25 protein-coding genes are annotated in these 26,211 nt (G+C 69.0%); 18 read left to right on the plus strand and 7 right to left on the minus strand.

The features are described from left to right. The first annotated feature begins 6 nt into the window (after positions 1 to 6). From B7Z76_RS02455 to B7Z76_RS02505, 11 genes are all read left to right on the plus strand, one after another. Positions 7 to 525, plus strand: a complete 519-nt coding sequence (locus tag B7Z76_RS02455; RefSeq protein ID WP_174504553.1) for a MarR family winged helix-turn-helix transcriptional regulator — start codon at positions 7 to 9, stop codon at positions 523 to 525. Further along, positions 522 to 1,220 (plus strand): response regulator, encoded by a 699-nt coding sequence (locus B7Z76_RS02460; protein ID WP_291341921.1) that lies wholly within the window; start codon positions 522 to 524, stop codon positions 1,218 to 1,220. The genes B7Z76_RS02455 and B7Z76_RS02460 overlap by 4 nt, the downstream gene beginning before the upstream one ends. Before the next feature lie 81 nt (positions 1,221 to 1,301). Further along, positions 1,302 to 2,630 carry an ATP-binding protein gene (locus tag B7Z76_RS02465; RefSeq protein ID WP_174504555.1) on the plus strand — a complete coding sequence of 443 codons (1,329 nt, stop codon included), beginning with the start codon at positions 1,302 to 1,304 and terminating at the stop codon, positions 2,628 to 2,630. Positions 2,631 to 2,808: 178 nt separating this feature from the next. Further along, positions 2,809 to 4,449: a DEAD/DEAH box helicase gene (locus B7Z76_RS02470; RefSeq protein ID WP_408736362.1), complete on the plus strand. Its 1,641-nt coding sequence runs from the start codon at positions 2,809 to 2,811 to the stop codon at positions 4,447 to 4,449. Next, positions 4,446 to 5,672: an acyl-CoA dehydrogenase gene (locus B7Z76_RS02475; RefSeq protein ID WP_291341924.1), complete on the plus strand. Its 1,227-nt coding sequence runs from the start codon at positions 4,446 to 4,448 to the stop codon at positions 5,670 to 5,672. Before B7Z76_RS02470 ends, B7Z76_RS02475 begins: the two co-directional genes overlap by 4 nt. 328 nt (positions 5,673 to 6,000) lie before the next feature. Next, the gene (locus B7Z76_RS02480; protein WP_291341926.1) at positions 6,001 to 8,388 is read left to right on the plus strand and encodes a bifunctional diguanylate cyclase/phosphodiesterase; all 2,388 of its coding nucleotides are present in this window, start codon (positions 6,001 to 6,003) and stop codon (positions 8,386 to 8,388) included. 48 nt (positions 8,389 to 8,436) lie between these two features. Next, entirely contained in the window at positions 8,437 to 8,937 is a 501-nt protein-coding gene (locus B7Z76_RS02485; RefSeq protein WP_174504559.1) for a GatB/YqeY domain-containing protein, read from the plus strand. Next, complete coding sequence (gene dnaG, locus B7Z76_RS02490; protein ID WP_291341928.1) at positions 8,934 to 10,796, plus strand: DNA primase; 1,863 nt, start codon at positions 8,934 to 8,936, stop codon at positions 10,794 to 10,796. The genes B7Z76_RS02485 and dnaG overlap by 4 nt, the downstream gene beginning before the upstream one ends. Positions 10,797 to 10,841: 45 nt before the next feature. Continuing rightward, positions 10,842 to 12,758 (plus strand): RNA polymerase sigma factor RpoD, encoded by a 1,917-nt coding sequence (gene rpoD, locus B7Z76_RS02495; protein ID WP_174504561.1) that lies wholly within the window; start codon positions 10,842 to 10,844, stop codon positions 12,756 to 12,758. 8 nt (positions 12,759 to 12,766) lie between these two features. Then, complete coding sequence (locus B7Z76_RS02500; protein WP_291341930.1) at positions 12,767 to 13,366, plus strand: GNAT family N-acetyltransferase; 600 nt, start codon at positions 12,767 to 12,769, stop codon at positions 13,364 to 13,366. A gap of 36 nt (positions 13,367 to 13,402) precedes the next feature. After that, positions 13,403 to 14,077, plus strand: a complete 675-nt coding sequence (locus B7Z76_RS02505; RefSeq protein WP_174504563.1) for an RluA family pseudouridine synthase — start codon at positions 13,403 to 13,405, stop codon at positions 14,075 to 14,077. Here B7Z76_RS02505 and B7Z76_RS02510 read toward each other — a convergent pair. The 3 genes from B7Z76_RS02510 to B7Z76_RS02520 form a co-directional block, all read right to left on the minus strand. Next, positions 14,030 to 15,403: a trehalose-6-phosphate synthase gene (locus B7Z76_RS02510; protein WP_174504564.1), complete on the minus strand. Its 1,374-nt coding sequence runs from the start codon at positions 15,401 to 15,403 to the stop codon at positions 14,030 to 14,032. The two genes, B7Z76_RS02505 and B7Z76_RS02510, sit on opposite strands and share 48 nt — an antisense overlap. A 1-nt stretch (position 15,404) precedes the next feature. After that, on the minus strand, positions 15,405 to 16,115 hold the full coding sequence (otsB, locus tag B7Z76_RS02515; RefSeq protein ID WP_291341934.1) for a trehalose-phosphatase: 711 nt from the start codon (positions 16,113 to 16,115) through the stop codon (positions 15,405 to 15,407). A gap of 248 nt (positions 16,116 to 16,363) precedes the next feature. After that, positions 16,364 to 17,881, minus strand: coding sequence for a glycosyltransferase family 39 protein (locus tag B7Z76_RS02520; protein WP_291341936.1), 1,518 nt, complete (start codon positions 17,879 to 17,881; stop codon positions 16,364 to 16,366). Between the two features lie 119 nt (positions 17,882 to 18,000). On the opposite strand from B7Z76_RS02520, the gene B7Z76_RS02525 reads away from it, so the two are divergent. The 3 genes from B7Z76_RS02525 to B7Z76_RS02535 are packed head-to-tail and all read left to right on the plus strand — an operon-like array spanning position 18,001 to position 19,518. After that, complete coding sequence (locus tag B7Z76_RS02525; RefSeq protein ID WP_291341938.1) at positions 18,001 to 18,645, plus strand: SCO family protein; 645 nt, start codon at positions 18,001 to 18,003, stop codon at positions 18,643 to 18,645. Then, positions 18,645 to 19,130 (plus strand): copper chaperone PCu(A)C, encoded by a 486-nt coding sequence (locus B7Z76_RS02530; protein ID WP_291341940.1) that lies wholly within the window; start codon positions 18,645 to 18,647, stop codon positions 19,128 to 19,130. Before B7Z76_RS02525 ends, B7Z76_RS02530 begins: the two co-directional genes overlap by 1 nt. A gap of 22 nt (positions 19,131 to 19,152) precedes the next feature. After that, positions 19,153 to 19,518, plus strand: coding sequence for a c-type cytochrome (locus B7Z76_RS02535; RefSeq protein WP_291341942.1), 366 nt, complete (start codon positions 19,153 to 19,155; stop codon positions 19,516 to 19,518). A gap of 156 nt (positions 19,519 to 19,674) precedes the next feature. On the opposite strand, the gene B7Z76_RS02540 is transcribed toward B7Z76_RS02535, so the two are convergent. Genes B7Z76_RS02540 through gatC form a run of 4 tightly spaced genes read right to left on the minus strand, consistent with a single transcriptional unit; the run spans position 19,675 to position 23,604 of the window. Further along, positions 19,675 to 20,379 carry an SCO family protein gene (locus B7Z76_RS02540; protein WP_291341944.1) on the minus strand — a complete coding sequence of 235 codons (705 nt, stop codon included), beginning with the start codon at positions 20,377 to 20,379 and terminating at the stop codon, positions 19,675 to 19,677. After that, positions 20,376 to 21,842, minus strand: a complete 1,467-nt coding sequence (gene gatB, locus B7Z76_RS02545) for an Asp-tRNA(Asn)/Glu-tRNA(Gln) amidotransferase subunit GatB (RefSeq protein ID WP_174504571.1) — start codon at positions 21,840 to 21,842, stop codon at positions 20,376 to 20,378. The genes B7Z76_RS02540 and gatB overlap by 4 nt, the downstream gene beginning before the upstream one ends. Beyond that, on the minus strand, positions 21,839 to 23,320 hold the full coding sequence (gene gatA, locus B7Z76_RS02550) for an Asp-tRNA(Asn)/Glu-tRNA(Gln) amidotransferase subunit GatA (RefSeq protein WP_291341946.1): 1,482 nt from the start codon (positions 23,318 to 23,320) through the stop codon (positions 21,839 to 21,841). Before gatA ends, gatB begins: the two co-directional genes overlap by 4 nt. Continuing rightward, positions 23,317 to 23,604, minus strand: a complete 288-nt coding sequence (gene gatC, locus B7Z76_RS02555) for an Asp-tRNA(Asn)/Glu-tRNA(Gln) amidotransferase subunit GatC (protein WP_174504573.1) — start codon at positions 23,602 to 23,604, stop codon at positions 23,317 to 23,319. Before gatC ends, gatA begins: the two co-directional genes overlap by 4 nt. 46 nt (positions 23,605 to 23,650) lie before the next feature. Between gatC and ruvX the strand changes: the two genes are divergently transcribed. The 4 genes from ruvX (at position 23,651) to B7Z76_RS02575 (ending at position 25,995) form a co-directional block, all read left to right on the plus strand. Next, entirely contained in the window at positions 23,651 to 24,127 is a 477-nt protein-coding gene (ruvX, locus tag B7Z76_RS02560; protein ID WP_174504574.1) for a Holliday junction resolvase RuvX, read from the plus strand. Between the two features lie 24 nt (positions 24,128 to 24,151). Further along, complete coding sequence (locus B7Z76_RS02565) at positions 24,152 to 24,481, plus strand: hypothetical protein (RefSeq protein WP_291341948.1); 330 nt, start codon at positions 24,152 to 24,154, stop codon at positions 24,479 to 24,481. 10 nt (positions 24,482 to 24,491) lie between these two features. After that, positions 24,492 to 25,250, plus strand: a complete 759-nt coding sequence (locus B7Z76_RS02570; protein WP_291341950.1) for a glycosyltransferase — start codon at positions 24,492 to 24,494, stop codon at positions 25,248 to 25,250. 124 nt (positions 25,251 to 25,374) lie between these two features. Continuing rightward, positions 25,375 to 25,995, plus strand: coding sequence for a lysozyme (locus tag B7Z76_RS02575; RefSeq protein ID WP_291341952.1), 621 nt, complete (start codon positions 25,375 to 25,377; stop codon positions 25,993 to 25,995). The last annotated feature ends 216 nt before the right edge of the window (positions 25,996 to 26,211 follow it).

Genomic DNA, 26,211 nt, shown 5'->3' on the forward strand with positions numbered 1-26,211 from the left:
GACGCCATGCACGAAAAGACAGCCCAACCCGGCACGGCTGCCGGTCTCCTTTTCCTCCGCGAGGAAGAACTCCGCCTCGCCCAGGACATGATCTTCTTCGCCAACCGCGACCTCGTGGCCGCGGCGGACGCGATTCTCGCGGAAATGGGCTTCGGCCGCGCGCATCACCGCACGCTGCATTTCATCGGCCGCAACCCCGGCCTGCCGGTCGGCGAGCTGCTACACATTCTCGGCATCGCCAAGCAGAGCCTCGCCCGCGTCCTCGGCCCGCTGATCCGCGATGGCTATGTCGAGCAGATTCCCGGCCGGGCGGATCGCCGCCAGCGCCTGCTCAGCCTCACGCCCGCGGGGGCGGCGCTGGAGCGCAAGCTGTTCGAGGCCCAGCGCGAGCGCCTGACCGCCGCCTTCCGCGAGGCCGGCGGCCCCGCCGTCGAGGGGTTCCGCCGCGTGCTGCGCGGCATGATGAAGGATGAGGCCCGCGCCTATCTCGACCGGGCCGATGCCGGGCGCACCGCGCGGCGATGAGCGGGGCGGCCGGCGCCCATATCCTGCTGGTCGATGACGATGCCCGCCTGCGCGTCCTGATGCAGCGCTACCTGGTCGAGAACGGCTTTCGCGTCACCGTCGCCGAAAGTGCCGCCGCCGCCCGCGAAACCCTGCGCGTGGTCGACCCCGACATGATGGTGCTCGACGTGATGATGCCCGAGGAAACCGGGCTCGACTTCGTCGAATCCCTCCGCGCCGACCGCGCGCCCGATCTGCCGATCCTGCTGCTCACCGCCCGCGGCGCGCCGGAAGACCGCATCGCCGGCTTCGAGGCGGGGGCGGATGATTATCTCGGCAAGCCGTTCGACCCGCGGGAATTGCTGCTGCGGATCCGCGCGATGCTCCGCCGCGCCGCGCCGCCCGCGCAGCAAGCCGGCCCGGTCCGGCTGGGGGCGGCGAGCTTCGATCCTGCCCGCGGCGAACTCACCACCCTGCGCGGCCCGGTCCGCCTGACCGGCGGCGAGGCGAGCCTGCTCGCCGTCCTCGCCGCCCGCGCCCATGAGGTGCTCTCGCGCGAGGCGCTGGCCGAGATCCTCGGCATGGACGAGGCCGGCGAACGCGCGATCGACGTGCAGGTGACCCGCCTGCGCCGCAAGATCGAGCCCGACCCGCGCGAGCCGCGCTACCTGCAAACCGTGCGCGGCCGCGGCTACGTCCTCAAGCCCGGCCCATGAGGCTCGCCTCATGAGACTAACCACAGTGAGACCCGCCCCATGAGACCCGTCACATGAGACTGGCCACATGAGACTGGCCACATGAGACTGGCCCCGCGCGGTCTCGAGCCCGACCGCGTGCTGCGCAAGATCCTGCCGCGCAGCCTGTTCGGCCGCACCCTGCTGATCGTGGTCCTGCCGCTGGTCCTGCTCGAGGGCGTCGCCCTGCAAATATTCTATGGCAGCCATCTCGACGTTCTCTCCCGCCGCCTCGCCGGCAGCGTCGCCGGCGAGATCGCCTTCGTGCTCGACCAGGCGACGCTCCACCCCGCCGCCCGCAGCCGCATCTTCGCCCACGCCGCCCGGCGCTTCGAGTTCCGCATCCGCGTCCATCCCGGCGCCACGCTCACCCCGCGCGGCCTGCCGCACGCCTTCGGCCCGGTCGATACCGATCTCGCCCGCGCCCTGCGGCAGAATCTCGACCGCGATTTCACCCTCGCCTGGCGCGGCCCGCCGGGGATGATCCGGGTCGACATCCAGCTCTCGGGCGGCGTGCTCACGGTCGATGTGCCGCGCAAGCGGCTCTATGTCGGCGCGCTCTACATCTTCTTCGCCTGGCTCGCCGGCGTCACCATCCTGCTGCTCGGCATCGCCATCCTGTTCCTGCGCAACCAGATCCGCGCCATCCGCCGCCTCGCCTTCGCCGCCGAGGCCTTCGGCATGGGGCGCGATCCCGGCCCGATCCGCCCCGAGGGCGCGATCGAGGTCCGCCGCGCCGCCACCGCCTTCAACCGGATGCAGGACCGCATCCGCCGCTTCCTCGTCCAGCGCACCGCGATGCTCGCCGGCGTCTCGCACGACCTGCGCACCCCGCTCACCCGGCTGCGCCTCGCCCTCGCGATGATGCCGCCCGACACCGCCGATCTCGAGGGCATGACCGAGGACATCGCCGAGATGGAGCGCCTGATCGGCCTCTACCTCACCTTCGCCCGCGGCGAGGGCACCGAGCAGCCGCAACCGGCCGACCTCGCCCTGCTGATCGAGGATCTGGCGGCGCGGGCGGCGCGCGGCGGCGCGCCGATCGGGCTCGATCTCGCCCCGCTCCCCCCGGTGGTGCTGCGGCCGGAGGCGATGCGCCGCGCGCTCGCCAACCTGCTCGACAATGCCGCCCGCCACGCCGCCGGCCGAATCGTCATCGGCGCCGCCCAGGAAGGCGGGCAGACCCTGCGGATCACCATCGACGATGACGGCCCCGGCCTCCCCGCAAGCCGCCGCGCGGCGATGCTGCGCCCCTTCGAGAGCGGCAGCGCCAGCGGCACCGGCCTTGGTCTCGCCATCGCGCGCGACATCGTCGCTGCCCATGGCGGCGACCTCCACCTCGCCGACAGCCCGCTCGGCGGCCTCCGGGTGATCGTCACCCTGCCGCTCTGAACACCGCAGCACACGGCAACACCTTGACTTTTACGTGGTCTGCACTGATACCGGAGGTGTGAAGGGCAGCGTTGAACGCCCTCCCGCCCATGCCCGATTTTCCCACCCGCGCCGCTATCCGCGCGTGGGCGAGCCGGCTGGGCCATATCAGTTTCTCTTGTCCGAATTGGTCCGCATATTGTCCGAATCCTGGGATATCGAGCCCCACACGCCCACCACCACTGCCACTGAACCGGCCGCCGAACCGCCGGCCGAAACCGGCTTCGCGCCGCTCGGCCTGTCCGAACCCATCCTCACAGCGCTCGCCGAGAAGGGCTACACGACGCCGACGCCGATCCAGGCGCAGGCGATCCCCGTCGTGCTGATGGGGCGGGACGTGCTGGCCTGCGCGCAGACCGGCACCGGCAAGACCGCGAGCTTCACCCTGCCGATGCTCGACATCCTGTCCGGCTCGCGCGCCCGCGCCCGGATGCCGCGCTCGCTCATCCTCGAGCCGACGCGCGAACTGGCCCTGCAGGTCGCCGAGAATTTCGTCCTCTACGGCAAACATCTGAAGCTCAACCACGCGCTGCTGATCGGCGGCGAGAGCATGGGCGAGCAACGCGACGTGCTGACCCGCGGGGTCGATGTGCTGATCGCCACCCCCGGCCGCCTCATCGACATTTTCGAGCGCGGCGGCCTGCTGCTCTCCGATGTCCGCGTGCTGGTGATCGACGAGGCCGACCGCATGCTCGACATGGGGTTCATCCCCGATATCGAGCGCATCGTCGCCATGCTGCCGGCGATGCGGCAGACGCTGTTCTTCTCCGCCACCATGGCGCCCGAAATCCGCCGCCTGGCCGACGCCTTCCTCTCGAACCCGAAGGAAATCACCGTCTCCCGCCCGGCCACCGTCGCCACCACCATCACCGAGGGCCTGTCCCTCGTCGCGACGCATGACAAGCGCGAGGCACTGCGCCGGCTGATCCGCAGCGAGGAAGTGCAGAACGCGCTGGTGTTCTGCAACCGCAAGCGCGATGTCGACATTCTCTGCAAGTCGCTGGTCCGGCACCAGTTCTCCGCCGGCATGCTGCATGGCGACATGCCGCAATCGGCCCGTTTCGCGACGCTGGAGAAATTCAAGGCCGGCGAGATCCGCCTGCTCGTCTGCTCCGACGTCGCCGCCCGCGGCATCGATATCGGCGGCCTGTCGCATGTCTTCAATTTCGACGTCCCGCACCACGCCGAGGATTACGTTCACCGCATCGGCCGCACCGGCCGGGCGGGCCTGCAGGGCCGCGCCCTGACCCTCGCCGGCCCCGAGGACCGGATCGCGGTCGAGGCGATCGAGCGGCTCACCGGCCATGAAATCCCCCGCCTCGCCGTCGATGGTCTCGACCCGGTGGAGTGGGAGGAGTCCGACGGCCGTGGCCGCCGCGGCCGCGGCAAGGGCAGGGGAGCGGCGAAACCCGCCGCCAAGCCCGCCACCGCCACCGCCGAACCCGCGAGCCCCAAAGCCGCAACAACCGCCAGGTCCGGCGAGCGCCGCCGCCCCGAACGGTCCGAACGTCCCGACCGTCCCGAGCGGTCTGACCGTTCCGAGCGGTCCGAGCGTCCCGACCGCGCCGAGCGCCCCGAGCGGTCTGACCGTTCCGAGCGCCCCGAGCGGTCTGACCGCGCCGAGCGCGGCGGCCGCGCCGAATCCCCGCGCGATGCCGTGGTCGGCTTCGGCAACGACATTCCCGCCTTCATGCAGATCCGCCGGCGCGACACGTCCCGGCCCCGCGAGGAAGGCGCGGACCAGGACAAACACAACGAGGATACGGAAATCGCCGCATGAACGAGATCAAGAGGATAGACGAAGCCGCACCCCGCAAGACGGGCCGCAAGGGGGGGTTCACCCCGTTCGACTGGTCGGACGCCCTCCATCTCGACGCGCAACTCACCGAAGACGAGCGCGCCATCCGCGACATGGCGCACGAATACTGCCAGAACAAGCTCTTCCCGCGCGTCCTTAAAGGCTTCCGCGAAGAAAGCTTCGACCGTTCGATCATGTCCGAAATGGGCGAGCTGGGCTTTCTCGGCGCCACTTTGTCCACCCATGGCTGCGCCGATGTCTCTTATGTCGCCTACGGGCTGATCGCCCGCGAGGTCGAGCGCGTCGATTCCGGCTATCGCTCCGCCTTCTCGGTGCAGTCCTCGCTGGTGATGTACCCGATCTACGCCTTCGGCTCCGAGGCCCAGAAAGACCGCTACCTGCCGAAGCTGCGCACCGGCGAATGGGTCGGCTGCTTCGGCCTCACCGAGCCCGATGCCGGCTCCGATCCGGGTTCGATGCGCACCCGGGCGAAGAAGGTCAATGGCGGCTTTGTGCTGAACGGCTCGAAGACCTGGATCAGCAACTCGCCGATCGCCGATGTCTGCCTGGTCTGGGCCAAGGATGACGAGGGCGTGATCCGCGGCTTCCTGGTCGATCGCGACTCCAAAGGGCTGGAGACACCCAAGATCGAAGGCAAGGTCTCGCTCCGCGCCTCGGTCACCGGCATGATCATGCTCTCGGACGTCTTCGTCCCCGAGGACCGCATGCTGCCCGGCGTGAAGGGGCTGCGCGGCCCGTTCTCCTGCCTCAACAACGCGCGCTACGGCATCGCCTGGGGCGCGCTGGGTGCTGCCGAATTCTGCTGGCACGCGGCCCGGCAATACACGCTGGACCGGCAGATGTTCGGTCGCCCCCTGGCCGGCACCCAGCTCGTCCAGAAGAAGCTGGCCGACATGCAGACCGAGATCACGCTCGGCCTGCAGGGCGTGCTGCGCCTCGGCCGCCTGCTCGATGCCGGCGAGGCGGCGCCGGAAATGATCTCCCTGCTCAAGCGCAACAATTGCGGCAAGGCGCTCGACATCGCCCGCCTCGCGCGCGACATGCATGGCGGCAACGGCATCGTCGATGAGTACCATGTCATCCGCCACATGGTGAATCTCGAAACCGTGAACACCTATGAGGGCGCGCACGACGTCCACGCCCTCATCCTCGGCCGCGCCCAGACCGGCCTGTCCGCCTTCTGATCGCGCGGGCGCCATCCATCCTGCGGGATCGGATGGCGCCCGACGCTTTCGATCACCGGCCCCTCCTCGCCCGGCCGGGCCAAGCCGTCCGGCCGGTTTTCATCCCGCCCCGCCCTCTCTGCCCGCTCAGGTCTGCGCCGCACATGCGTGCGCTGCTTGCAACATTGCGGCCATATGTATATATCGTTACATATAAATATCATTTTTTGCTGCAAAAAATTGAAAACTTTAACCTATTTAGAGAAACGCCAGTCCAGAGACGTGTCGTGGAACACTTCCCCCTGCCTCATGACTGATCTCGCCGCCCCCGCAGCAGCCCCCGCCGCCGATGTCTGACCTTTCCCGGCCATCGCCCGGGGGCCCGGCCGCCTTGCGCGGCGTCATCCGCGCGCTGCTGGGCGCGGATGCGGTGCCCCGCCACCTCGCCGAGTCGGTGGCGATCGAGGGGTTCGAGCTGCGCGCCCGGCTCACCCGGGTGGCGAGCCTGGTCGGCATGGGCATCGCCATCGTCCTCGCGGTCGATTTCCGCGCCACGCTGCACCGCCCGGCAGTGGCGGCGTCGCTCGCCGTGCTGCTGCTGGCCTGCCTCGTCCTGTTCGGCGTCGCCGCCGCTTGGCCCGCACTGCGCCGCCGCCGGTCCGACCTGCTGCTGATCCGCATCGCCTTCAACGGCGTCACGGCGGTGCTCGGCACCGCCTGGGCGGTCTATCTGAACCTGCTGATCCGCGCGGTGCCGCCGGATAGCCAGGGGCTGCTGATCGGCGTGTTCATCGGCCTGCTGTCCAGCGTCATTTCCGCCGGCCCGCTCGCCACCAGGCTCGCCTTCTGGCTGCCGCTCACCGCCGGCGCCTTCGCCGCCCTGCGCGTCTCGGCCAGTCTCTGGCAGCCCGCCATCGTGATCACGCTCGCCCTTTATTCCGCCTTCGTCCTGTTCACCATGGTCGTGCTCAACCGCCGCATGGTCGAGCACGGCGTCAGCACCTTCGAGCTGCGGCGGATCAACGAGACGATCCAGATGCTGCTGCGCGATTTCGAGGACAATGCGAGCGACTGGCTGTGGGAGACCGACGCCCGGCTGAACCTCGTCCATCCCTCGCCGCGTCTGGCCGAGGCAGCGCGCCGCGACGCCACCGCGATCGGCGGCAACCTGTTCACCTTCCTCGCCAGCCTCGGCGCCACGGATGCCAGCGCGGCCGATACCGATGCCGCCGATGGCAATGCCAATTCCGACCCCTATGCCGAACTGCGCCGTCAGATCGGCCTGCGCCGGCCGTTCCGCGACCTGCTGGTGCCGGTCGGCCCGGCGGATGACCGCCGCTGGTGGTCGCTCACCGGCAAGCCCACGCTCGACCATCACGGCCTCTTCGCCGGCTATCGCGGCGTCGGCTCGGATGTCACGGTGGCGCACAGCTCCCGCCAGCGGATCGATTTCCTCGCCCGTCACGATCCGCTGACCGAGCTGCTCAACCGCGCCGCTTTCGGCGTCCTGGCCGACCAGGCGCTCGCCACCGCCGGCGCCGCCATGCTCTATCTCGATCTCGACCAGTTCAAGGCGGTGAACGACAGCTACGGCCACGCCCTGGGGGACAGCCTGCTGCGCGCCGTCGCCGGCCGCCTGCGCGGCGCCATCCGCGACACCGACATCGCCGCCCGCCTTGGCGGCGACGAATTCGCCGTCCTGCTGCCCGGCGGCAGCCGGCTCGACGCGACCTCGATGGCCGACCGCATCATCGAGCGCCTCTCCCCGCCCTACGGGCTCGACGGCATGACGGTCGAGATCGGCGTCAGCATCGGCATCGCCCTCGCGCCCGAGGATGCCGACACGTCGGACGCCCTGCTGCGCAACGCCGATCTCGCCCTCTACCGCGCCAAGCAGCGCGGCCGCGGCGCCTGGCAGCTCTTCGACCAGGCGATGGACCGCCAGGTGCAGACCCAGCGCGGCCTGCGGCGCGACATCCGCCGCGCCCTGAACGACCGCGAACTCTTCCTCGAATACCAGCCGATCGTCGATCTGCGCAGCCGCCGGCTGCGCGCGGTCGAGGCGCTGGTGCGCTGGCGCCATCCCCAGCGCGGCGTGATCGGGCCGGAGGATTTCATCGCCATCGCCGAGCGCGGCGGGCTGATCGGCGCCGTCACCCGCCATGTGCTGGCCGAGGCCGCCGCCTTCGCCCTGCGCCTGCCGCCCGAGATCTCGATCTCGATCAACCTCTCCGCCCTGCATCTGCGCGAGGCGCTGCAATTCGACCAGATTTCCGCGGTCATCGCCGCCTCCGGCCTCGATCCCCGGCGCATCGAGTTCGAAGTCACCGAAACCGCCCTGCTCTCCACCGACGACCGCACGATCGACAATCTCCGCCGCCTGCGCGCCCTTGGCTGCAGCATCGCGATCGACGATTTCGGCACCGGTTTCGCCGCCCTCTCCACCCTGCGCACCTTTCCCTTCGACCGCCTGAAGATCGACCGCAGCTTCATCCGCGAGCTTGATCGTCCGGGCAACGCCGCGCAGATCGTCAGGGCGATCATCGAGTTCAGCCGCACGCTCGGCCTGCGCGTCACCGTCGAGGGCGTCGAGACCGAGGCGCACGCCGCCGCCCTGCTGGCCTATCCCGACATCGATGCCCAGGGATATCTCTTTTCCCGGCCGCTCTCCGGCGATAGACTGCTCGTCCTTGCGGCGTCGGGCGTGCTGGCCGGCACGGGCGCGGCCTTCGGCTGACGGCCGCGCCGCCCCGCGTCCGCGGCCGGCACAAGTTCGGAGACCGTCATGACCGTCACACAAGCGAATGTTCCCGGCGAAGCCGCCGCCGCCCTGCGCGTCAGCCTGACCGAAGACCTGAAATCCGCCATGCGCGCGCGCGACGAGATCCGCGTCTCCACCCTGCGCATGGTCCTCGCCAAGGTGAAGGACGCCGACATCGCCGCCCGCCCGCGCGGCGTCGAGGCGATCGCCGAGGCCGAACTCGTCGCCCTGCTGCGCGGCATGGTCAAATCCCGCCGCGAGTCCGAGGCGCAATATCTCGCCGGCAACCGCCCCGAGCTTGCCGCGCGCGAGGCGGCGGAAATCGCCATCATCGAGGCCTATCTGCCGCAAACCCTCGCCGGTGCGGCGCTCGATGCCGCCATCGCCGCCGCCATAGCCGCCACCGGTGCGACCGGCCCGAAACAGATGGGCGCGGTCATCGCCGCGCTGAAGGCGGCGCACGGTGCGGCCCTCGACATGGCCGCCGCCTCGGCCGCGGTGAAGGCGAAGCTGGCCGGCGGATGAGCCTGCCGCCGCAATTTCTCGACGAGCTGCGCAACCGCACGCCGCTCGTCCCGCTGGTCGCCCGCCGCGTGCGCCTCGAGCGCGCCGGCCGCGACCAGAAAGGCTGCTGCCCGTTCCACAACGAGAAATCGCCTTCGTTCTACGTCTACGACGATCACTATCACTGCTTCGGCTGCGGCGCGCATGGCGACGCCATCAGCTTCGTGATGCAGAGCGAGGGGGCGAGCTTCATCGAGGCGATCGAGCGCCTCGCCGCCGAGGCCGGGCTGGAGGTGCCGAAGCCGAGCCCCGCCATCGCCGAGGCGCAGAAGCGCGAGGCGGAGCTGGCGGATGTGCTCGAAGCCGCGGCCGCCGAATACCGCCGCCGCCTTGCCGCCCCCGAGGGCGAGGCCGCCCGCGCCTATCTCGCCGCCCGCGGCCTCGATGCGCCGACCATCGCCCGCTTCGGCCTTGGCTGGTCGGGCGAGGGCAGGGGGGCGCTGCGCGCCGCACTCGCCCGCCAGGGCATCGCCGAATCCCGCCTCATCGAGGCCGGGCTGATGAAGGAGGGCGAGCGCGGCGCGGTCGATTATTTCTACAACCGCGTGATGTTCCCGATCCGCGACCGCAAGGGCCGCATGCTCAGCTTCGGCGGCCGCCTGCTCGGCGATGGCCAGCCGAAATACCTCAACGGCCCGGAAACCGCGCTCTTCTCCAAGCGCCGCACCCTCTACGGGCTCGACTCCGCCCGCCCCGCCATCCGCACCGGCGCGGCGCTGATCGTGGTGGAGGGCTATATGGACGTGATCGCGCTCGCCGCCGCCGGCTTCGCCGGCGCGGTCGCCCCGCTCGGCACCGCACTCACCGACTCCCATCTCGAGGAACTCTGGCGCCTCTCGCCGCGCCCCATCCTCTGCCTCGATGGCGATGCCGCCGGCCGCAGAGCGGCCCTGCGCACCATCGAACTCGCGCTGAAGCAGCTCACCCCCGAGCGCGGCCTCGCCGTGCTCGCCCTGCCGCCGGGCGATGATCCGGACAGTTTCGTCCGCCGTGAGGGCGCGTCCGCCTTCGCCGCCCGCCTCGCCGCGATCCCCTCGCTGGCCGACACGCTCTACGACCTGCTCGCCGAGGCGGCCGACCAGTCCACCCCGGAAGGCCGCGCCGCCCTGCGCGCCCGGCTGGAGGCGCTCGCCCGCCTGATCGACGACCGCGCCCTGGCCGGCGAATACCGCGCCGCCCTGCTCGACCGTTTCTTCGCCGCCCGGCGCGACCGCGCGTCCGCGGCCCGTCCCGGCGGCAGCGCGGCCTTCCGTCCTGGCTTTTCGCGTCCCGGCTTTTCGCGTTCCGGCTTTTCGCGTCCCGGCTTCGCCAACCCGCCGCCGCTCAACCTGCCCCGCCCTCCGATCGACACCGCCATCGCCCATCGCCGCCGCGCCCGGCTGCTGACCGGCCTGCTCATCGCCCATCCCGACCTGCTGCCGATGCTGGAGGAGGCCTTCGGCCTGCTCGCCTTGCCGGAGGAGTGCGCCCGCCTGCGCGCCGCGATGGCCGCATGGCTCGCCACCGCCGAAACCCTTGACTCTGAACACCTGCTCAACCATTTGACCCAGTCGGGTCTGGGTGAGGAGGCCGCTCTCGTTCTTGGCGGCATTCCGCGCCCCGGAACCGGAACCGACACGTCCGCAACCGGCGCCGATGCGTTGCAGTCGCTCTGGTACGGACTATACGGCCTGATGAATCTGGACTGGCTGCGGCAACAATGCGAGGAACAGAGACTGAGGTTCGAGCAGGATCCGACGCCCGAAAACAACACCCGTCTGCGGGCCCTCGTGGAAGCGCGCTATCGCGCCGAGCGGGGCGAAGCCGACCTTGACGCCTGAACCGAGCGCGCCCTTCGCGTTGCTGCCCTGGAGATTGATGCACTGATGGCGACCAAACAAGCTGCCCAAGCCGAGACCGCGGCGCCCGAGGCCGAGGCCGACACCGCAACGCTCGACATCCAGTCCGCCTCGGTCAAGCGCCTGATCGCCCGCGGCAAGGAGCGTGGCTACATCACCTTCGACGAGCTGAACGCCGTCCTCCCCTCCGAGCAGAACAGCTCCGAGCAGATCGAGGACGTGATGTCGATGCTCAGCGAAATGGGCATCCAGGTGGTCGAGGGCGAGGAAGGCGAGGAGCCGGAACCCGCCGCCCGCGCCGAGAAGGACGAGGAAGCGACCGAGGACGAGGAAACCGCCTCCGGCAACATCAGCGAGTCGAGCGGCAGCCGCACCGATGATCCGGTGCGGATGTATCTGCGCGAGATGGGCACGGTCGAGCTGCTCTCCCGCGAGGGCGAGATCGCCATCGCCAAGCGCATCGAGGCCGGGCGCGACATGATGATCGGCGGGCTCTGCGAAAGCCCGCTCACCTTCCGCGCGATCATCTCGTGGCATGAATCCCTCAAGGACGGGAAGATGCTGCTGCGCGACGTGATCGATCTCGAAGCCACCCAGGGCGGCGGCGATGCCGGCTTCAACCCCAACGCCCCGGTCGCCGAGGAACCCGAGGAGGACGAGGAAGGCGAATCCAGCGGCCTCTCGCTCTCCGCGGTCGAGGAGAAGCTCAAGCCCGAGGTCTTCGAAACCTTCACCGAGGTCGAGAAGCTCTACGAGAAGTTCATGAAGCTCCAGCACAAGCGGCTGGACGCGATGAACGCCGGCGAGGAAATGGCCTCCCGCTCGGAAAAGACCTACGAAAAGCTGCGCGACGAGCTGGTCGCCAAGGTCGAGCAGGTCAGCCTGCACAATAACCGCATCGAGGAGCTGGTGATCCAGCTCAAGGAGCTGAACCAGCGGCTCAACGGTCTGGAAGGCCAGATGCTGCGCCTCGCCGAGGGCTGCAAGATCACCCGCGAGGACTTCCTCGCCGCCTATCGCGGCCGCGAGATGGACCCGACCTGGCTGGACGACGTGGCCAAGCGCCCCGGCAAGGGCTGGAAAATCTTCGTCGAGCGCTACGGCACCCGCATCACCGAGCTGCGCGCCCAGATCGGCCGCATCGCCGCCGAGGCGCAGCTGCCGATCGAGGAATTCCGCCGCGTCTATGCCACCGTCTCGCGCGGCGAGCGCGATTCCACCCGCGCCAAGAAGGAAATGATCGAGGCCAATCTGCGCCTCGTCATCTCCATCGCCAAGAAATACACCAATCGCGGCCTGCAATTCCTCGACCTGATCCAGGAAGGCAATATCGGCCTGATGAAGGCGGTGGACAAATTCGAATACCGCCGCGGCTACAAGTTCTCGACCTACGCGACCTGGTGGATCCGCCAGGCGATCACCCGCTCGATCGCCGATCAGGCGCGCACCATCCGCATCCCGGTCCACATGATCGAGACGATCAACAAGCTGGTCCGCACCTCGCGGCAGATGCTGCACGAGATCGGCCGCGAGCCGACGCCCGAGGAACTGGCCGAGAAGCTCGGCATGCCGCTCGAGAAGGTGCGCAAGGTGCTCAAGATCGCCAAGGAGCCGATCTCCCTCGAAACCCCGATCGGCGACGAGGAAGACAGCCATCTCGGCGATTTCATCGAGGACAAGAACGCGATCATCCCGCTCGATGCCGCGGTTCACGCCAATCTGCGCGAAGCCGCGACCCGCGTGCTCTCCTCGCTCACCCCGCGCGAGGAGCGCGTGCTGCGCATGCGCTTCGGCATCGGCATGAACACCGACCACACGCTTGAGGAAGTCGGCCAGCAATTCAACGTCACCCGCGAGCGCATCCGCCAGATCGAGGCGAAGGCCCTGCGCAAGCTCAAGCATCCCTCGCGCAGCCGCAAGCTGAGGAGCTTCCTCGAGGACTGAGCCGCGCCATGCTCGAATATGCCCGCGTCCGCCCCGGCGAGAGTTTCGACCGCGCCTGCGTCACCGTGACCTTCCTGCGGATGGACCGCATGCCCGCCCGCACATGGCCCGACCTGCCTGAAGGCGCCACGATCGAGCCTGTGCCGCACATGGATCTCGCGACCTATCGCGACCTCTACGACCGTGTCGGCCAGCCCTGGCTGTGGTGGCTGCGGCGGATCATGCCGGATGCGATGCTCGCCCGCCTGCTGGCCGATCCGGCGATCGCGGTGTACCTGCTGCGGGTCGATGGCGCGGTCGCCGGCTTCTTCGAGCTGGACGCGACCTCCTGGCCGGATGTCAATCTGAGCTATTTCGGCCTGCTGCCCGAGGTGATCGGCCGCGGCCTCGGCTTCGCCCTGCTGGGGGCGGCGATCGAGCGGGTCTTCTCCGGCCCGGTCCGCGGCATGACGGTGAACACCTGCACCGCCGATCATCCCCGCGCCCTGCCGAACTACCAGCGCGCCGGCTTTCGCATCGTCCGCCGGATCGACGAGGTATGGGACATCCCGAGCCGCCTCGGCTTCGCGGTGCCCGCCCATCTCCGCCCCCCGCCGCGCCCGGCCTGAACCCGCGCCCGGCCATGGCACGACGCTGAGCGAGCGATGACCGAGCCCCGCATCCTCCACCACTCGACCCACCTGATCGTGATTGACAAGCCCGCCGGCCTGCCGAGCCATGCCGGCCGCGCCGGCGGCCCGAGCGTGGAAGACTGGTTCCCCCGCTGGCGGCGCGGCGCCGACGGGCCGTGGCTGGTCCACCGGCTCGATACCGACACTTCCGGCTGCCTCGCCATCGCCCGCCGCAAGACCACGCTGGTCGCGCTGCAACGCGCCTTCGCCGCCCGCCGCGTCGGCAAGACCTACTGGGCGATCGTCGAGGGTGTTCCGGCCGCGCCGCACGGCACGATCGAACTGGCGCTCGCCCGCCGCGCCACCCAGGGCGGCTGGCGCATCGCGCCCGATCCGCGCGGCGACCCCGCGATCACCGACTGGCGATGCCTCGCGGCGGGGCAGGGCAGGGCCCTGCTCGAACTCCGCCCGCGCACCGGCCGCACCCACCAGCTCCGCGTCCATTGCGCCGAATCCGGCTTCCCCATCGTCGGCGATCCACTCTACGGCACCGCTTCCGACGGGCTCTGCCTGCTCGCCCGCGCGCTCGCCCTGCCGCTGGAGCCGAAACTCACCGTCACCGCCGCGCCGCCCGTGCATATGCTGGCGGCGGCACGCGCCTCAGCGCTCGATCTCGCGCAACTGGTCGAGGAAGCTCCGGCAGAATGAGGCGGCGGTCCGCGCCCTGATCTTGCCGAGCAGCGCCGCATGCCGCGCGACCCGCTCCTCCGCCGGCATCAGCAGCGCCGCGTGCATCGCATCCGCCACCTGGTCGGCGTCATACGGATTGACGATCAGCGCCTCGGTCAGCTCCTCCGCCGCCCCGGCGAAGCGCGAGAGCACCAGCACCCCCGGGTCCGCCGGGTCCTGGGCGGCGATGAACTCCTTCGCCACCAGGTTCATCCCGTCGCGCAGCGGCGTCACCAGCCCGATGCTGGCGATCCGGTAGAACCCGGCGATGGTGGCGCGGTTCACCGCCCGCGTCATGTAGCGCAGCGGCGTCCAGTCGAAATCCGAATAGGCGCCGTTGATCTTGCCGGCCTGCCGGTCCAGTTCGTGCCGCAGCGCCTGATACCGGTCGACATCCTCGCGCGAGCGGGCGGCGATCTGCAACAGGCTGATCCGGCGCAGATGCTCGGGGTGCCGCTGGAACAGCCGGCCGAACGCGTCGAAGCGCTGCGGCAACCCCTTGGTATAGTCCAGCCGGTCCACCCCGATCGCCAGCGCCCGCCCCACCAGGCTCGACACCAGCCGCCGCGAATCCGCCATCCCCGCCGCCCGCTGCGCTGCGCGCGCGAAGCCCTCCGCGTCGATCCCCACCGGCGTTACCGTCGTCATCGTGCGGTGCCCGTCATGAACGAAGCCGCCCGCCCCGTCGCGGTGCAGTTCCATGCAGGAGGCGGCGCACTCCAGGAAATTCGCCCGGTCGCCCTCGGTCTGGAACCCGACGAGGTCCGCCGCCGCCATCGCCCGCACCAGCTGGCACGCCTCCGGCAGCACGTGCAGCATCGCCGGCGGCACGAAGGGGATATGCAGGAACAGCCCGATCCGGTTGGTGACGCCGCGCCGCCGCAGCGCCTCGGCCATGGTCAGCAGTTGGTAGTCATGGATCCAGATCACGTCGTCCGGGTCCAGCAGCGGCGCGAGCCGGGCGGCGAATCTCTCGTTGACCGCGAGATACCCCTCGAACTCGTCGCGCCGGAAGTCGAACAACCCGCTGCGGTAATGCAGCAGCGGCCACAGCGCGCCGTTGGAGAAGCCGACATAGAAGCGCCGATACTCCGCCTCGCTCAGATCGAGCGTCGCATAGGTGATGCCGCGATGCTCGGCGATGGCCGTCCGTCCCGCATCGCTCGCGCTCCGCCGTCCCGACCAGCCGAACCAGAGCGAGCCGGGGATCATCGCCTCCTCCAGCGCCACCGCCAGCCCGCCGGCCTTGGCCCCCTTGTCGGTGGGCAGCGACACCCGGTTGGACACGACGACGAGCCGCCCCATCTCACACCCCTCCCGGCACGAGGGCGCTGCCGAGCCAGGCCAGCACAGCACCCGGCCTGCCGCCGAAATCGCGATGCACATGCAGCCCATGCCCGCCTTGCGCCGCCGCCGCCGCGATCGCCTCCTCGTCGGTCACGTCATCGCCGACGAAAACCGGCACCCGCCCGGCGAAAGGCGGCCGCGCCATGAACCATTCCAGCGCGCGCCCCTTGCCCGCGCCGCGCGGGCGGATCTCCCAGGCCATGTTCGCCGCCAGCAATTCTACCTCGGGCGAGGCGGCGATCATCGCGCCGATCATCTCCCTCAGCGCCGTCCCGGCCGCGGGAGCTGCCCGGAAATGCGCGACCAGCGAGGCCGATTTCGCCTCGATCCGCACGCCCGGATGCGCCGCCGCCGCCGCCTCCAGCGCCGCCCGCCACGCCGCGCGGTTCGCCGTCTCGTGCAGCGGATGATGGATCACCCCCGCCGCGTCGCGCAGCACGAAGCCGTGCTCGGCGCCGGCGGGGAAGGGGGCGCCGGTCACCGCGTCGATCTGCGCGAGCGACCGCCCCGAAAGGATCGCCAGCGCCCCGTCGCGCTGCGCCGCCAGCCCGCGCAGCATCGAAGCGAGCCCCTCGGGCACCGCCACCTCCTCCGCCGTCGGGGCAAATTCCAGCAACGTGCCGTCCAGGTCGAGGAACAGCGCGTGATCGCGCGTCAGGATCGGTTGCATTCATGACAAATGGGCATGGATGATGCCCCGATCAAGCAACGAGACCGGTTCGGTTGCGGAACGCTGGAAGTTGCGGAACGCTAGAACACGTTCCGATCCATCAGGACCGGATGATGCGCTCTATCTTTTTGATTACTAGAGCATCTTGATCCGATCAGATGAGCCCATCTGATCGGATGATGCTCTATCATACTGACAAACCGAGCATCTTTATCCGATCAGATGAGTTCATCTGATCGGATGATGCTCTACCGCCGCGCCGCCGGCCAGGAGAGCAGATCGTGCCCCATCAGCACCGGCACCCGCAGCAGCACATGCCCGTCATGAACGATGTCGATCGGCGGCTCCACCGTGATCGAGCGGAACCGCGGCGCATAGCGCGTCTCGATCGCCGAGACCGATCCCGGCATCGCCGCGATCAGGATATTCTCTCCGATCAGCGATCGCGGCGGCGTGGTCACGCCGAATTCATGCGGATTGCCCTCGAACACCGTCATCCGCATTCCCGGCCCGACCGCATAGGCGATCTTCCCCGCATCGAACCAGCGCAGTGCCGCGAGCGCCAGCCCCGGCCGGTCGAGCTGCCCGCGCGCCTTGAGTGAAGCGCGGAAACTCGTCCAGTCGATCGCCTGCAAGGTGGGCGACTTTCCGGGCGGGAACATCGCATCGAACCCCGGCACGATGCCGAGCCGCACCTGCACGGCGATGAACAGCACCGCCACCGCCAGCAGCGCCGCCGTCCCCGCCGCCGCCCGGCCGATCCACAGAAGCAGCGCCCCGCGCTGGCGCACCGCCCAGTCGCCAAGCAGCGGGAACAACATCAGATACCCCGGCGCCGCCCAGTGGAACAAAATCTTGCGTGACGACCACAACCCGATCACCGAGAACAGCGCCACCGGCACCACGCCGAGCCAGGCCAGCAGCCGCGCCCGCCGGTCGCGCCCAAGCAGCCCGCCGATCAGGAGCCCGATCATGGGGACGAAAATCCAGGGCGCGACGAACAGCGCCTCCCCGCCCCAGATCGCGAAGGGCCGCAGCGGGTGCAGCGCCAGCCCCGCCGCCCGGTCGCCCTGATAGCCGAACGAGGCCCAGCCATTCAGCGCGTTCCAGATCACCACCGGCGAGAACATCCCCGCCGCCAGCACGCAGGCCACCCACGGCCCCGGCGTCGCCAGCGCCCGCCGCCCCCGCGCATCCACCAGCAGGAACAGCAGCGCCCCCGCCAGCACCAGCACCGCGTTGTATTTCGAGGCCATCGCGAGCCCGATCAGAATGCCCGCCAGCGGCCAGAATTCCGGATCGGGCGTGGCCGCCTGCTCCGTCCGCCCGATCCCCAGCGCCCGCGCCAGCGCCCAGGCGGCGCCGACCAGGAACGCATCCAGCGGCCCGTCCGGCAGCACCCAGGTGCCGAAGGCAAACGAGAACACCGGCGAGATATTCAACCCGATCACCGCCCACAGCCCCGCCGCCGGCGAGAACAGCCGCCTTGTCAGCCCGTACATCAGCCCGCTCGTCGCCGCGAACGTCGCGATGAACGGCAGCCGCACGATGAACGGCGTGTGCAGCCCGGTCAGCCGCTGGATGCCGAGTTCCATCCACCACGAGACCGGCGGATGATCGAAATACGACAGCTGGAACGTGTGCGCGGCGGCGACCATGTAGCTCTCGTCGATCCCGAGCCCCATGCCGGCGGCCAGCACCAGCCGCGCCAGCGTCGCGGCGAGAATGACGAGCAGCGCGGCGCTGCCCGGTTGCATCTGCTTCATGACCGCATCGCATGGCCGCGCCGCGCCGGCCGGTCAAGCGCTGCCGCCCTGTCCTCACGCGAGCCTGACTTGCCGGGTGCTGAATCCCGCTCTAGCAAGGCCTCCCACGGAGGTTCACGATGTCACGACACGCCCTCGACCGCCGGGCCATGCTCGGCCTGTCCGGTTTCGCCCTCGGCGGCCTCGCCCTGCGCTCCGCCTCGGCCGAAAGCGCCCCCGCCGGCCCGGCCATCATCCCGCTCGAAGGCCATTTGCCGCCGCTCGCCTTGCACATGCAGGATGTCGAAACCGGCCAGACCGTCACCGCCTCCACCTTTCGCGGCCATCCGGTGATCCTCTATTTCGGCTTTACCCGCTGCCCGGACACCTGCCCGCTGACCCTGCAAAACGCGGCAAAACTCGTCCCCCTGCTCGGCAAGTACGGGAAGGATCTGCGGGTCGTCTTCGTCACCGTCGACCTCGCCTATGACACCGCCGCCCGGCTCAAGACCTTCGTCGCCAAATTCGGCCCGCCGCCGGTCTTCACCGGCCTGCGCGGCACGCCGGCGGAACTCAAGGCGCTGGCGCAGCGCTTCGGCGTCTATTACCGCGCCCCCACCGGCCCCGATTCGCCCGATCCCGAGGGCGCCATCCGCCACAGCAGCGCCACCTATCTCTTCGGGCCGAACGGGTGGGCCATCGCCCTGCTCGCAACCTTCCCCTCCTCGCGGCCCGACCTGCCCGGCGTGGCCGCGCTCATCCGCAAGACGATGGACAATTATTGATGCCGCGCCGCCCCGCTTTCCTCGCCGCCGTTCTGGTCGCCGCAGGGCTGGCCCAGCCCGCCGCCGCCGCTCCCGCCGCCGCCGGCAGCCCCGCTCCCGCGATCACCGCTCCCGCGATCACCGCCAAAGATGGCTGGTTCCGCTACCTGCTGCCACAAATCCCGGCTGCCGGCTTCGTCACCCTGGCCAATGAAAGCGACAGCCCCGCGGTGCTCACCGGCGTCCGTTCCCCCGCCTGCGGCAGCGCCATGCTGCACCGCAGCCTGAACCATAGCGGGATGGACATGATGATCCACGTGCAATCCGTGACCATCCCGGCCCATGGCAAATTCCGCTTCTCTCCCGGCGCCTATCACATCATGTGCATGAAGCCGCACATGGCGGTGGGACAGACCGCGAGCGTCACCCTGACATTCGCCGCCGCCCCGCCGCTCACCGTGCCCTTCACCGTCTATGGCGCCGATGGCCGCCCGGCCAGCCAGTAACACGGGAAGGCAAGATCTGCCCGTGTCGTATTTCCGGCCGGCGCTGCTCGCCGCCCTCCTCCTGCTGCCGTCTCTCGCCGTGGCCGCCCTCCCGCCCCAAGGCGAAGCAGCGGGCAATGCGGCGCGCGGCGCAACCATCGTCGCCCATGGCACGGCGGGCGGGGTGCTGCCCTGCATGGTCTGTCACGGCGCCGATCTCGCCGGCAATCCCGCCATCGGCGCCCCGCGCCTCGCCGGCCTGAAGCCGGCGGCAACACTCGCCGCCCTGGCCGCCATCGCCGCCGGACGGCAGGGGAAGAACTATGTGATGCGCCGCATCGCCCACGCGCTCACCCAAGCCGACCGCGCCGACATCGCCGCCTATCTCGCCACACTGACGCCACGCTAGAGCATCATCCGATCAGATGGAATCATCTGATCGGATAAAGATGCTCTAATTATCAACAAGATAGAGCACTTTCCGATCCTTTCGGATCGGATTTAGTGGTCTGTCATATTGATATAGATGCTTTGACCGCGCGGTCAGGAGCAAGATGACGGCGCGTTACTCGAACCGCGCGAGCCAGCCCAGCACGCCGCCCGCCTTGCTCCGGTTCGCCGCCTCGATATCCGCGGCCAGCGCCTTGTAGTCGGGGTGCCGCGTCAGCCCGAGATCGGGGATGATGAACCGCGCCCGACCCTTCGCGTCGAACACATAGACCAGCGCCGAATGCACCACCTGGTATTTCAGCGGATCGGGCGAGGGATGCACCGATGCCACCACCCGATACCGCCGCGCCAGCCGGTAGATCTGGTCCGGCGTGCCCCGCAGGCCACGGAACTGCGTGTCGAACAGCGCCACATATTTCGCCAGCACCGCATCGGTGTCCCGCTTCGGATCGATGGTGACGAACAGGAACACCACGTTCTTCGCCGCCGGCCCCAGCGCGCGGAACAGCATGTGCAGCTTGTAGAGCGTGTCGGGGCAGACATCCGGGCAGTTGGTATAGCCGAAATAGAGCAGCACCGTCTTGCCGCGGAAATCCCGCGCGGTGACGGTCTTTCCCGTCTCCGCCTCGGTCATGGTGAAGCCGAGCGGCGGCACCAGCCCGCTCACCTCGACCACCCCGCCCTTGCCGAGCGGCACGCCGCTCAGCGTCGTCTGCGCCGCGGTCGCGGCAAAGGCGGTCGGGACAAAGGCAGCCGGGGCACAGGCGAGGCCGAGGGCGAAGCCGGCGCAGAGCAGCAGGGCGGCGAGGGCGCGGATCATGATGAAGCCGGCTCGCCGATCTTCCGCTTCAGCGCCTCGTTCACCAGCGCCGGGTTGCCCTTGCCCTGCATCGCCTTCATCACCTGGCCGACGAAGAAGCCGAACAGCTTGTCCTTGCCCGCCTTGTATTCGGCGAGCTTGTCGGCATTGGCGGCAACCACCCTGTCGATCGCCTCGTCGATCGCGCCGGTATCCGTCACCTGCTTCAGCCCGCGCGCCTCGACGATCGCGCCCGCCGCATCGCCGGTGTCGAACATCAACTCCAGCACCTCCTTGGCGATCTTGCCGTTGATCGTCTTGTCGGTGATCAGGTCGAGCAGCTCGCCGAGCCGGGCGGCGGTCACCGGCGAGGTCTCGATGCTCGTCCCGGTGCGGTTGAGATGGGCGAAGAAATCGCCGAGCATCCAGTTCGCCACCAGCTTCGCATCGCGCCCGGCGACGACGGTCTCGAAGAAATCCGCCGTCACCTGCTCCATCACGAAAATCGACGCCTCGTAGCGCGACAGGCCAAAGTCGCGCATCAGCCGCGCCCGCTTCGCATCCGGCAGCTCCGGCAGCGTCGCCTTCAGCGACTCCACCCATGCCTCCTCCAGCACCAGCGGCAGCAGGTCCGGCTCGGGGAAATAGCGGTAGTCGTGCGCGTCCTCCTTGCTCCGCATCGAGCGGGTCACGCCGCGCGCCGGCTCGAACAGCCGCGTCTCCTGGTCCACCGTCCCGCCGGCTTCCCAGATCTCGATCTGCCGCTTCGCCTCCGCCTCGATCGCCTGCATCACGAAGCGGATCGAGTTGACGTTCTTGATCTCGCAGCGGGTGCGGAACGGCTCGCCATGCTTGCGCACCGACACGTTGACGTCCGCCCGCATCGAGCCCTCGTCCATGTTGCCGTCGCAGGTGCCGAGATAGCGCAGGATGGTGCGCAGCTTGCGCAGATAGGCGCCGGCCTCTTCCGGCGAGCGCATGTCCGGCTCGCTGACGATCTCCATCAGCGCCACACCCGAGCGGTTGAGATCGATCAGCGACTTGCTCGGATGCTGGTCATGCATCGACTTGCCGGCATCCTGCTCCAGATGCAGCCGGGTGATCCCGATCGTCCGCGTCTCGCCCGATTCCAGCTCGATCTCGATCGCCCCGGCGCCGACGATCGGATGCTCGTACTGGCTGATCTGATAGCCCTGCGGCAGGTCGGCGTAGAAATAGTTCTTCCGGTCGAACCGCGAGACGAGGTTGATATGCGCGGCGAGCCCGAGCCCGGTGCGCACCGCCTGCGCCACGCATTCGCGGTTGATCACCGGCAGCATCCCCGGAAACCCGGCATCGACGAAGCTCACCTGGCTGTTCGGCGCGGCGCCAAACGCCGTCGCCGCCCCGCTGAACAGTTTCGAGCGCGAGATCACCTGGGCATGGACCTCAAGCCCGATCACCAGCTCCCACGCGCCGGTTGTCCCCTCGATCACGTAGCTCATGCCGCACCTCCCGCGATCACGCCCGGCCTGTGCGCGAACCCCGCCGCCCGCTCCAGCACGGACGAGACGGCGAACACCGTCTCCTCGTCGAAATGCCGCCCCAGCACCTGCAAGCCGAGCGGCAGGCCGCCGGCATCCAGCCCCGCCGGCACGCTCATCCCCGGCACGCCGGCGAGCGAGGCCGGCACGGTGAACACGTCGTTGAGATACATCGTCACCGGATCGTCCATCTTCTCGCCCAGCGCGAACGCCGCCGAGGGTGCCGTCGGCGTCAGCAGCGCGTCCACCTTCGCGAACACCTCCTGGAAATCCCGCAGGATCAGCGCCCGCACCTTCTGCGCCTTGAGGTAATACGCGTCGTAATACCCGGCCGAGAGCACATAGGTCCCGATCATGATCCGCCGCTTCACCTCGTCGCCAAACCCGGCCGCCCGCGTGCGCTCATACAGGTCGATCAGGTCCTTGCCCTCGATGCGCGCGCCGAATCGCACCCCGTCATACCGCGCGAGGTTCGACGACGCTTCCGCCGGTGCGACGATGTAATACACCGGCAGCCCGTATTTCGTGTGCGGCAGCGAGACATCCACAATCTCCGCCCCCCCCCGCCGCAGCCAGTCGATCCCGTCCTGCCACAGCGTCTCGATCTCGCGCGGCATGCCCTCCACGCGATACTCCGCCGGAATCCCGATCCGGAGCCCCTTGACCCCGCGCCCGCACGCCGCCCGGAAATCCGGCACCGCCCGCTCCGCCGAGGTCGAATCCTTCGGATCGAACCCGCTCATCTCGCGCAGCAGGATCGCGCAATCCTCCACCGTCCGCGCCATCGGCCCCGCCTGGTCCAGCGACGAGGCAAACGCGATGATCCCGAACCGCGAGCACCGCCCATAGGTCGGCTTGATCCCGGCGATCCCGCTGAACGCCGCCGGCTGGCGGATCGACCCGCCGGTATCCGTCCCCGTCGCCCCCATCGCCATCCGTGCGGCCACCGCCGCGGCCGACCCGCCGGACGATCCGCCCGGCGCCAGCTTCGCGCCATCCGCCCGCTGCCACGGATTCTCCACCGGCCCGTAGCCCGACGTGATGTTGGATGACCCCATCGCGAACTCGTCGAGATTGGCCTTGCCCAGCATCACCGCCCCGGCCGCCTTCAGCCTGGCCGAAACCGTGCTCTCATACGGCGGCACGAACGGCTCCAGGATCCTCGATCCCGCCGTCGTCCGCACACCCTCGGTGCAGAACAGATCCTTCATCGCGATCGGAATGCCCGCAAGGGCAGGGGCCTCGCCCTTCGCCCGCGCATCATCCGCCGCCCGCGCCTGCTCCAGCGCCAGCTCCGGCGTCGTCGTGATGAACGCGTTCAGCCGCGGATTGAGCGCCTCCACCGCCGCCACATGCGCCTCGGCCAGTTCCACCGCCGAAACCTTTTTCGCCGCCAGCGCGTCCAGCGCCGCGGCGATCGTCATATCCATCAGGCTCATTCCACCACCTTCGGCACCGCAAAGAAATCGCCGATCCGCTCCGGCGCGTTCGCCAGCACGCGGTCGGGATAATTCCCGTCCGTCACCTCGTCCTCGCGCATCCTGAGCGCCATCTGCGCCCCGCCGGACAGCGGCGCGACACCCTCGACATCCACTTCCGCCAATTGTTCCACATAGCCGAGAATCGCGTTGAGCTCGCCTTGCATCCGCGTCACCTCCGCCTCGTCGAGGCGGATACGGGCGAGTTTCGCGATGCGGCTTACCGTCGCGTGATCGAGAGACATGACTGATCCCTTGGGTTTCTGAGCGCGCTGGACCATAAACGCGCGCATGACACTGTTCAACCTGACCGACCTCGCCGCCACCCTGCCGCGCAACGCAAGGCTCATCGGCCTCGACCCCGGATCGAAAATCATCGGCATCGCCCTTTCCGATGTCGGCCGCCGCCTCGCCACCCCTTACGGTGCGATGAAGCGCGGCAAGCTCGCCGATGCCGCCGCCACCATTCTCGACATCGCCCGCAAGGAAGGTGCCGCCGCCCTGATCATCGGCCTGCCCCTCTCGATGGACGGCTCCTTCGGCCCCGCCGCCCAGGCCGCGCGCGACTGGGCCCACGCCATCGCCCGCGAAACCGGCCTTCCCGTCGCGATGATGGACGAACGCCTCTCCTCCGCCGCCGTCAACCGCGCCCTCATCGAGGCCGATCTCTCCCGCGCCAAACGCGCCGGAAGGGTCGATGCCGCCGCCGCCTCCTACATGCTCCAGGGCGCGCTCGACCTGCTGAACGAACCCCGCCCCGAAGAATGACCCCGGAAGAATAACCTCCACCCCGTGAACACCGCCGCCATCCTCGCCCTCCTCGCCGCCGCCGCCACCCTCGAGATCGGCGGCGACGCCCTGATGCGCGCCGCCCTCCACCATCACGGCCTCGCCCGCGCCCCCGTCCTCGCCGCCGGCATCCTCGTCCTCGCCGCCTACGGCCTGGTGGTGAATCTCGGCCCATGGGATTTCGGACGCGTCCTCGGCGTCTACGTCACCCTCTTCTTCCTCATCGCCCAGCTGGTGAACTGGCTCGGCTTCGGCCTCCGCCCATCCCCCGCCATCCTCCTCGGCGGCGCCCTCATCTGCGCCGGCGGCCTGGTCATGACCATCTGGCAATGACCATCTGGCAATGACCATCCAGGCCCACATGTTCTGGCACGGCGACCCACCCCGCCGCCTCGAACGCCTCGCCATCCGCAGCTTCCTCGCCCAGGGCTACGCGCTGACGATCTGGACCTACACCCAACAGCCCAACCTGCCGCCGGGTGTCACCACGGCCGACGCCGCCGCGATCCTCCCCCGCTCCGCCCTCTTCACCAACCGCCGCGTCTCCATCGCCAGCTTCGCCGACTGGTTCCGCTACATCGTCCTCTCCCGCCACGGCGGCCTCTGGACCGATTCCGACGTCATCGTCCTGCGCCCCGCCGCCGCCCTGCCGGCGCAGAAATTCCTCGTCACCCAGCGCGCCTGGTTCCACCGCCGCCTCCGCCCCCGCGGCTGGACAACCACCCTCAACAACAACGTGATCTTCAACCCCACCCCCACGAAGGGCGACGTGATCGACCTCGCCCTCGCCGTCGCCGAACGCTTCCCCAAGGACGCGATCGACTGGGGCGAACTCGGCCCCGACCTGCTGACCGCTCTCACCCGCCTCCACCCCGCCCACGGCTACGCCATCATGCCGCCCCGCTTCGCCAACCCGATCGGCTACTGGGAAAGCCCCGACGCCCTGCTCCGCCCCAACCCGCCCAGCCTGCCCCCCGAATCCGCCTTCCTCCACGCCTACGCCGAAATGTGGCGCCGCGCCGGCATCTCCCCCGACGCCCCGTTCCCCCCAGGCAGCCTCCTCGCCACCCTCGCCACACGTTTCGGCGAACCCAACCCCTGATCCCGCCCCGTTTTTTGCGACCCGCCTTTTACCCGGCCCGCCACCGCAATGTTATTGAACGTTAGTCTTTCTCACCCTCCCGCCCGCATGGCATCCTCGCCCGATCCATCAGGAGCGCGAGACAATGCCCGACACCACCCCACAATCCCCCACCATCCCCGCCGACCCCGACACCGGTTCCACTAACACGCCCGACCCCAATGCGCCCGACCCCACCACCCCCGACCCCAACTCTCCCGACAACGCCACGATCCTCACCCTCGTCCTCGAAACCTTCATCATCCCCTTCGAAGGTTTTTCCCCCACCCCCTACCGCGACGCCGGCGGCACCTGGACCATCGGCTACGGCTCGACAAGCGACGAAACCAACACCCCCATCACCCCCACAACCCCACCCATCACCCGCACCACCGCCGAAACCCTCGCCCGCCGCGACCTCGCCACCGCCAACCAGACCGTCACCCGCGCCGTCACCGTCCCCCTGACCCCACACCAACAAGCCGCCCTCATCGACTTCGTCTACAACCTCGGCGCCGGCAACTTCCTCCGCTCCACCCTCCTCCGCTGCCTCAACAACGGCGACTACACCGCCGCCGCCGCCCAATTCCCCCGCTGGGACCTCGCCAACGGAATTTTGCTCGCCGGCCTCCGGCGGAGACGCGAGGCGGAGGCGGCGTTGTTTTGCTCAGAGGTGGGGGAGGGGGAGGTGTGTTTCATTGGGGAAAGTAATAAAAATAAAATTTGAGATTTATTCCTGCAATCAGGCTCTGAGAGCCAAACCTAAAAACGTAAATCATGGCGAACAACAGAACCGATGGTATGCTTTTCGTATAAGCATTTGAAACTTGAAAAATATGAATGAAATAGATAATTTGAAGTATATATCAAAGAATTATCCAATCAGATGGAGTCACCTGATTGGATAAATATTCTTCACTATCAATATGGCAGACAAATAAAT

The sequence above is a fragment of the Acidiphilium sp. 20-67-58 genome (assembly GCF_002255515.1).
GTDB lineage: Bacteria > Pseudomonadota > Alphaproteobacteria > Acetobacterales > Acetobacteraceae > Acidiphilium.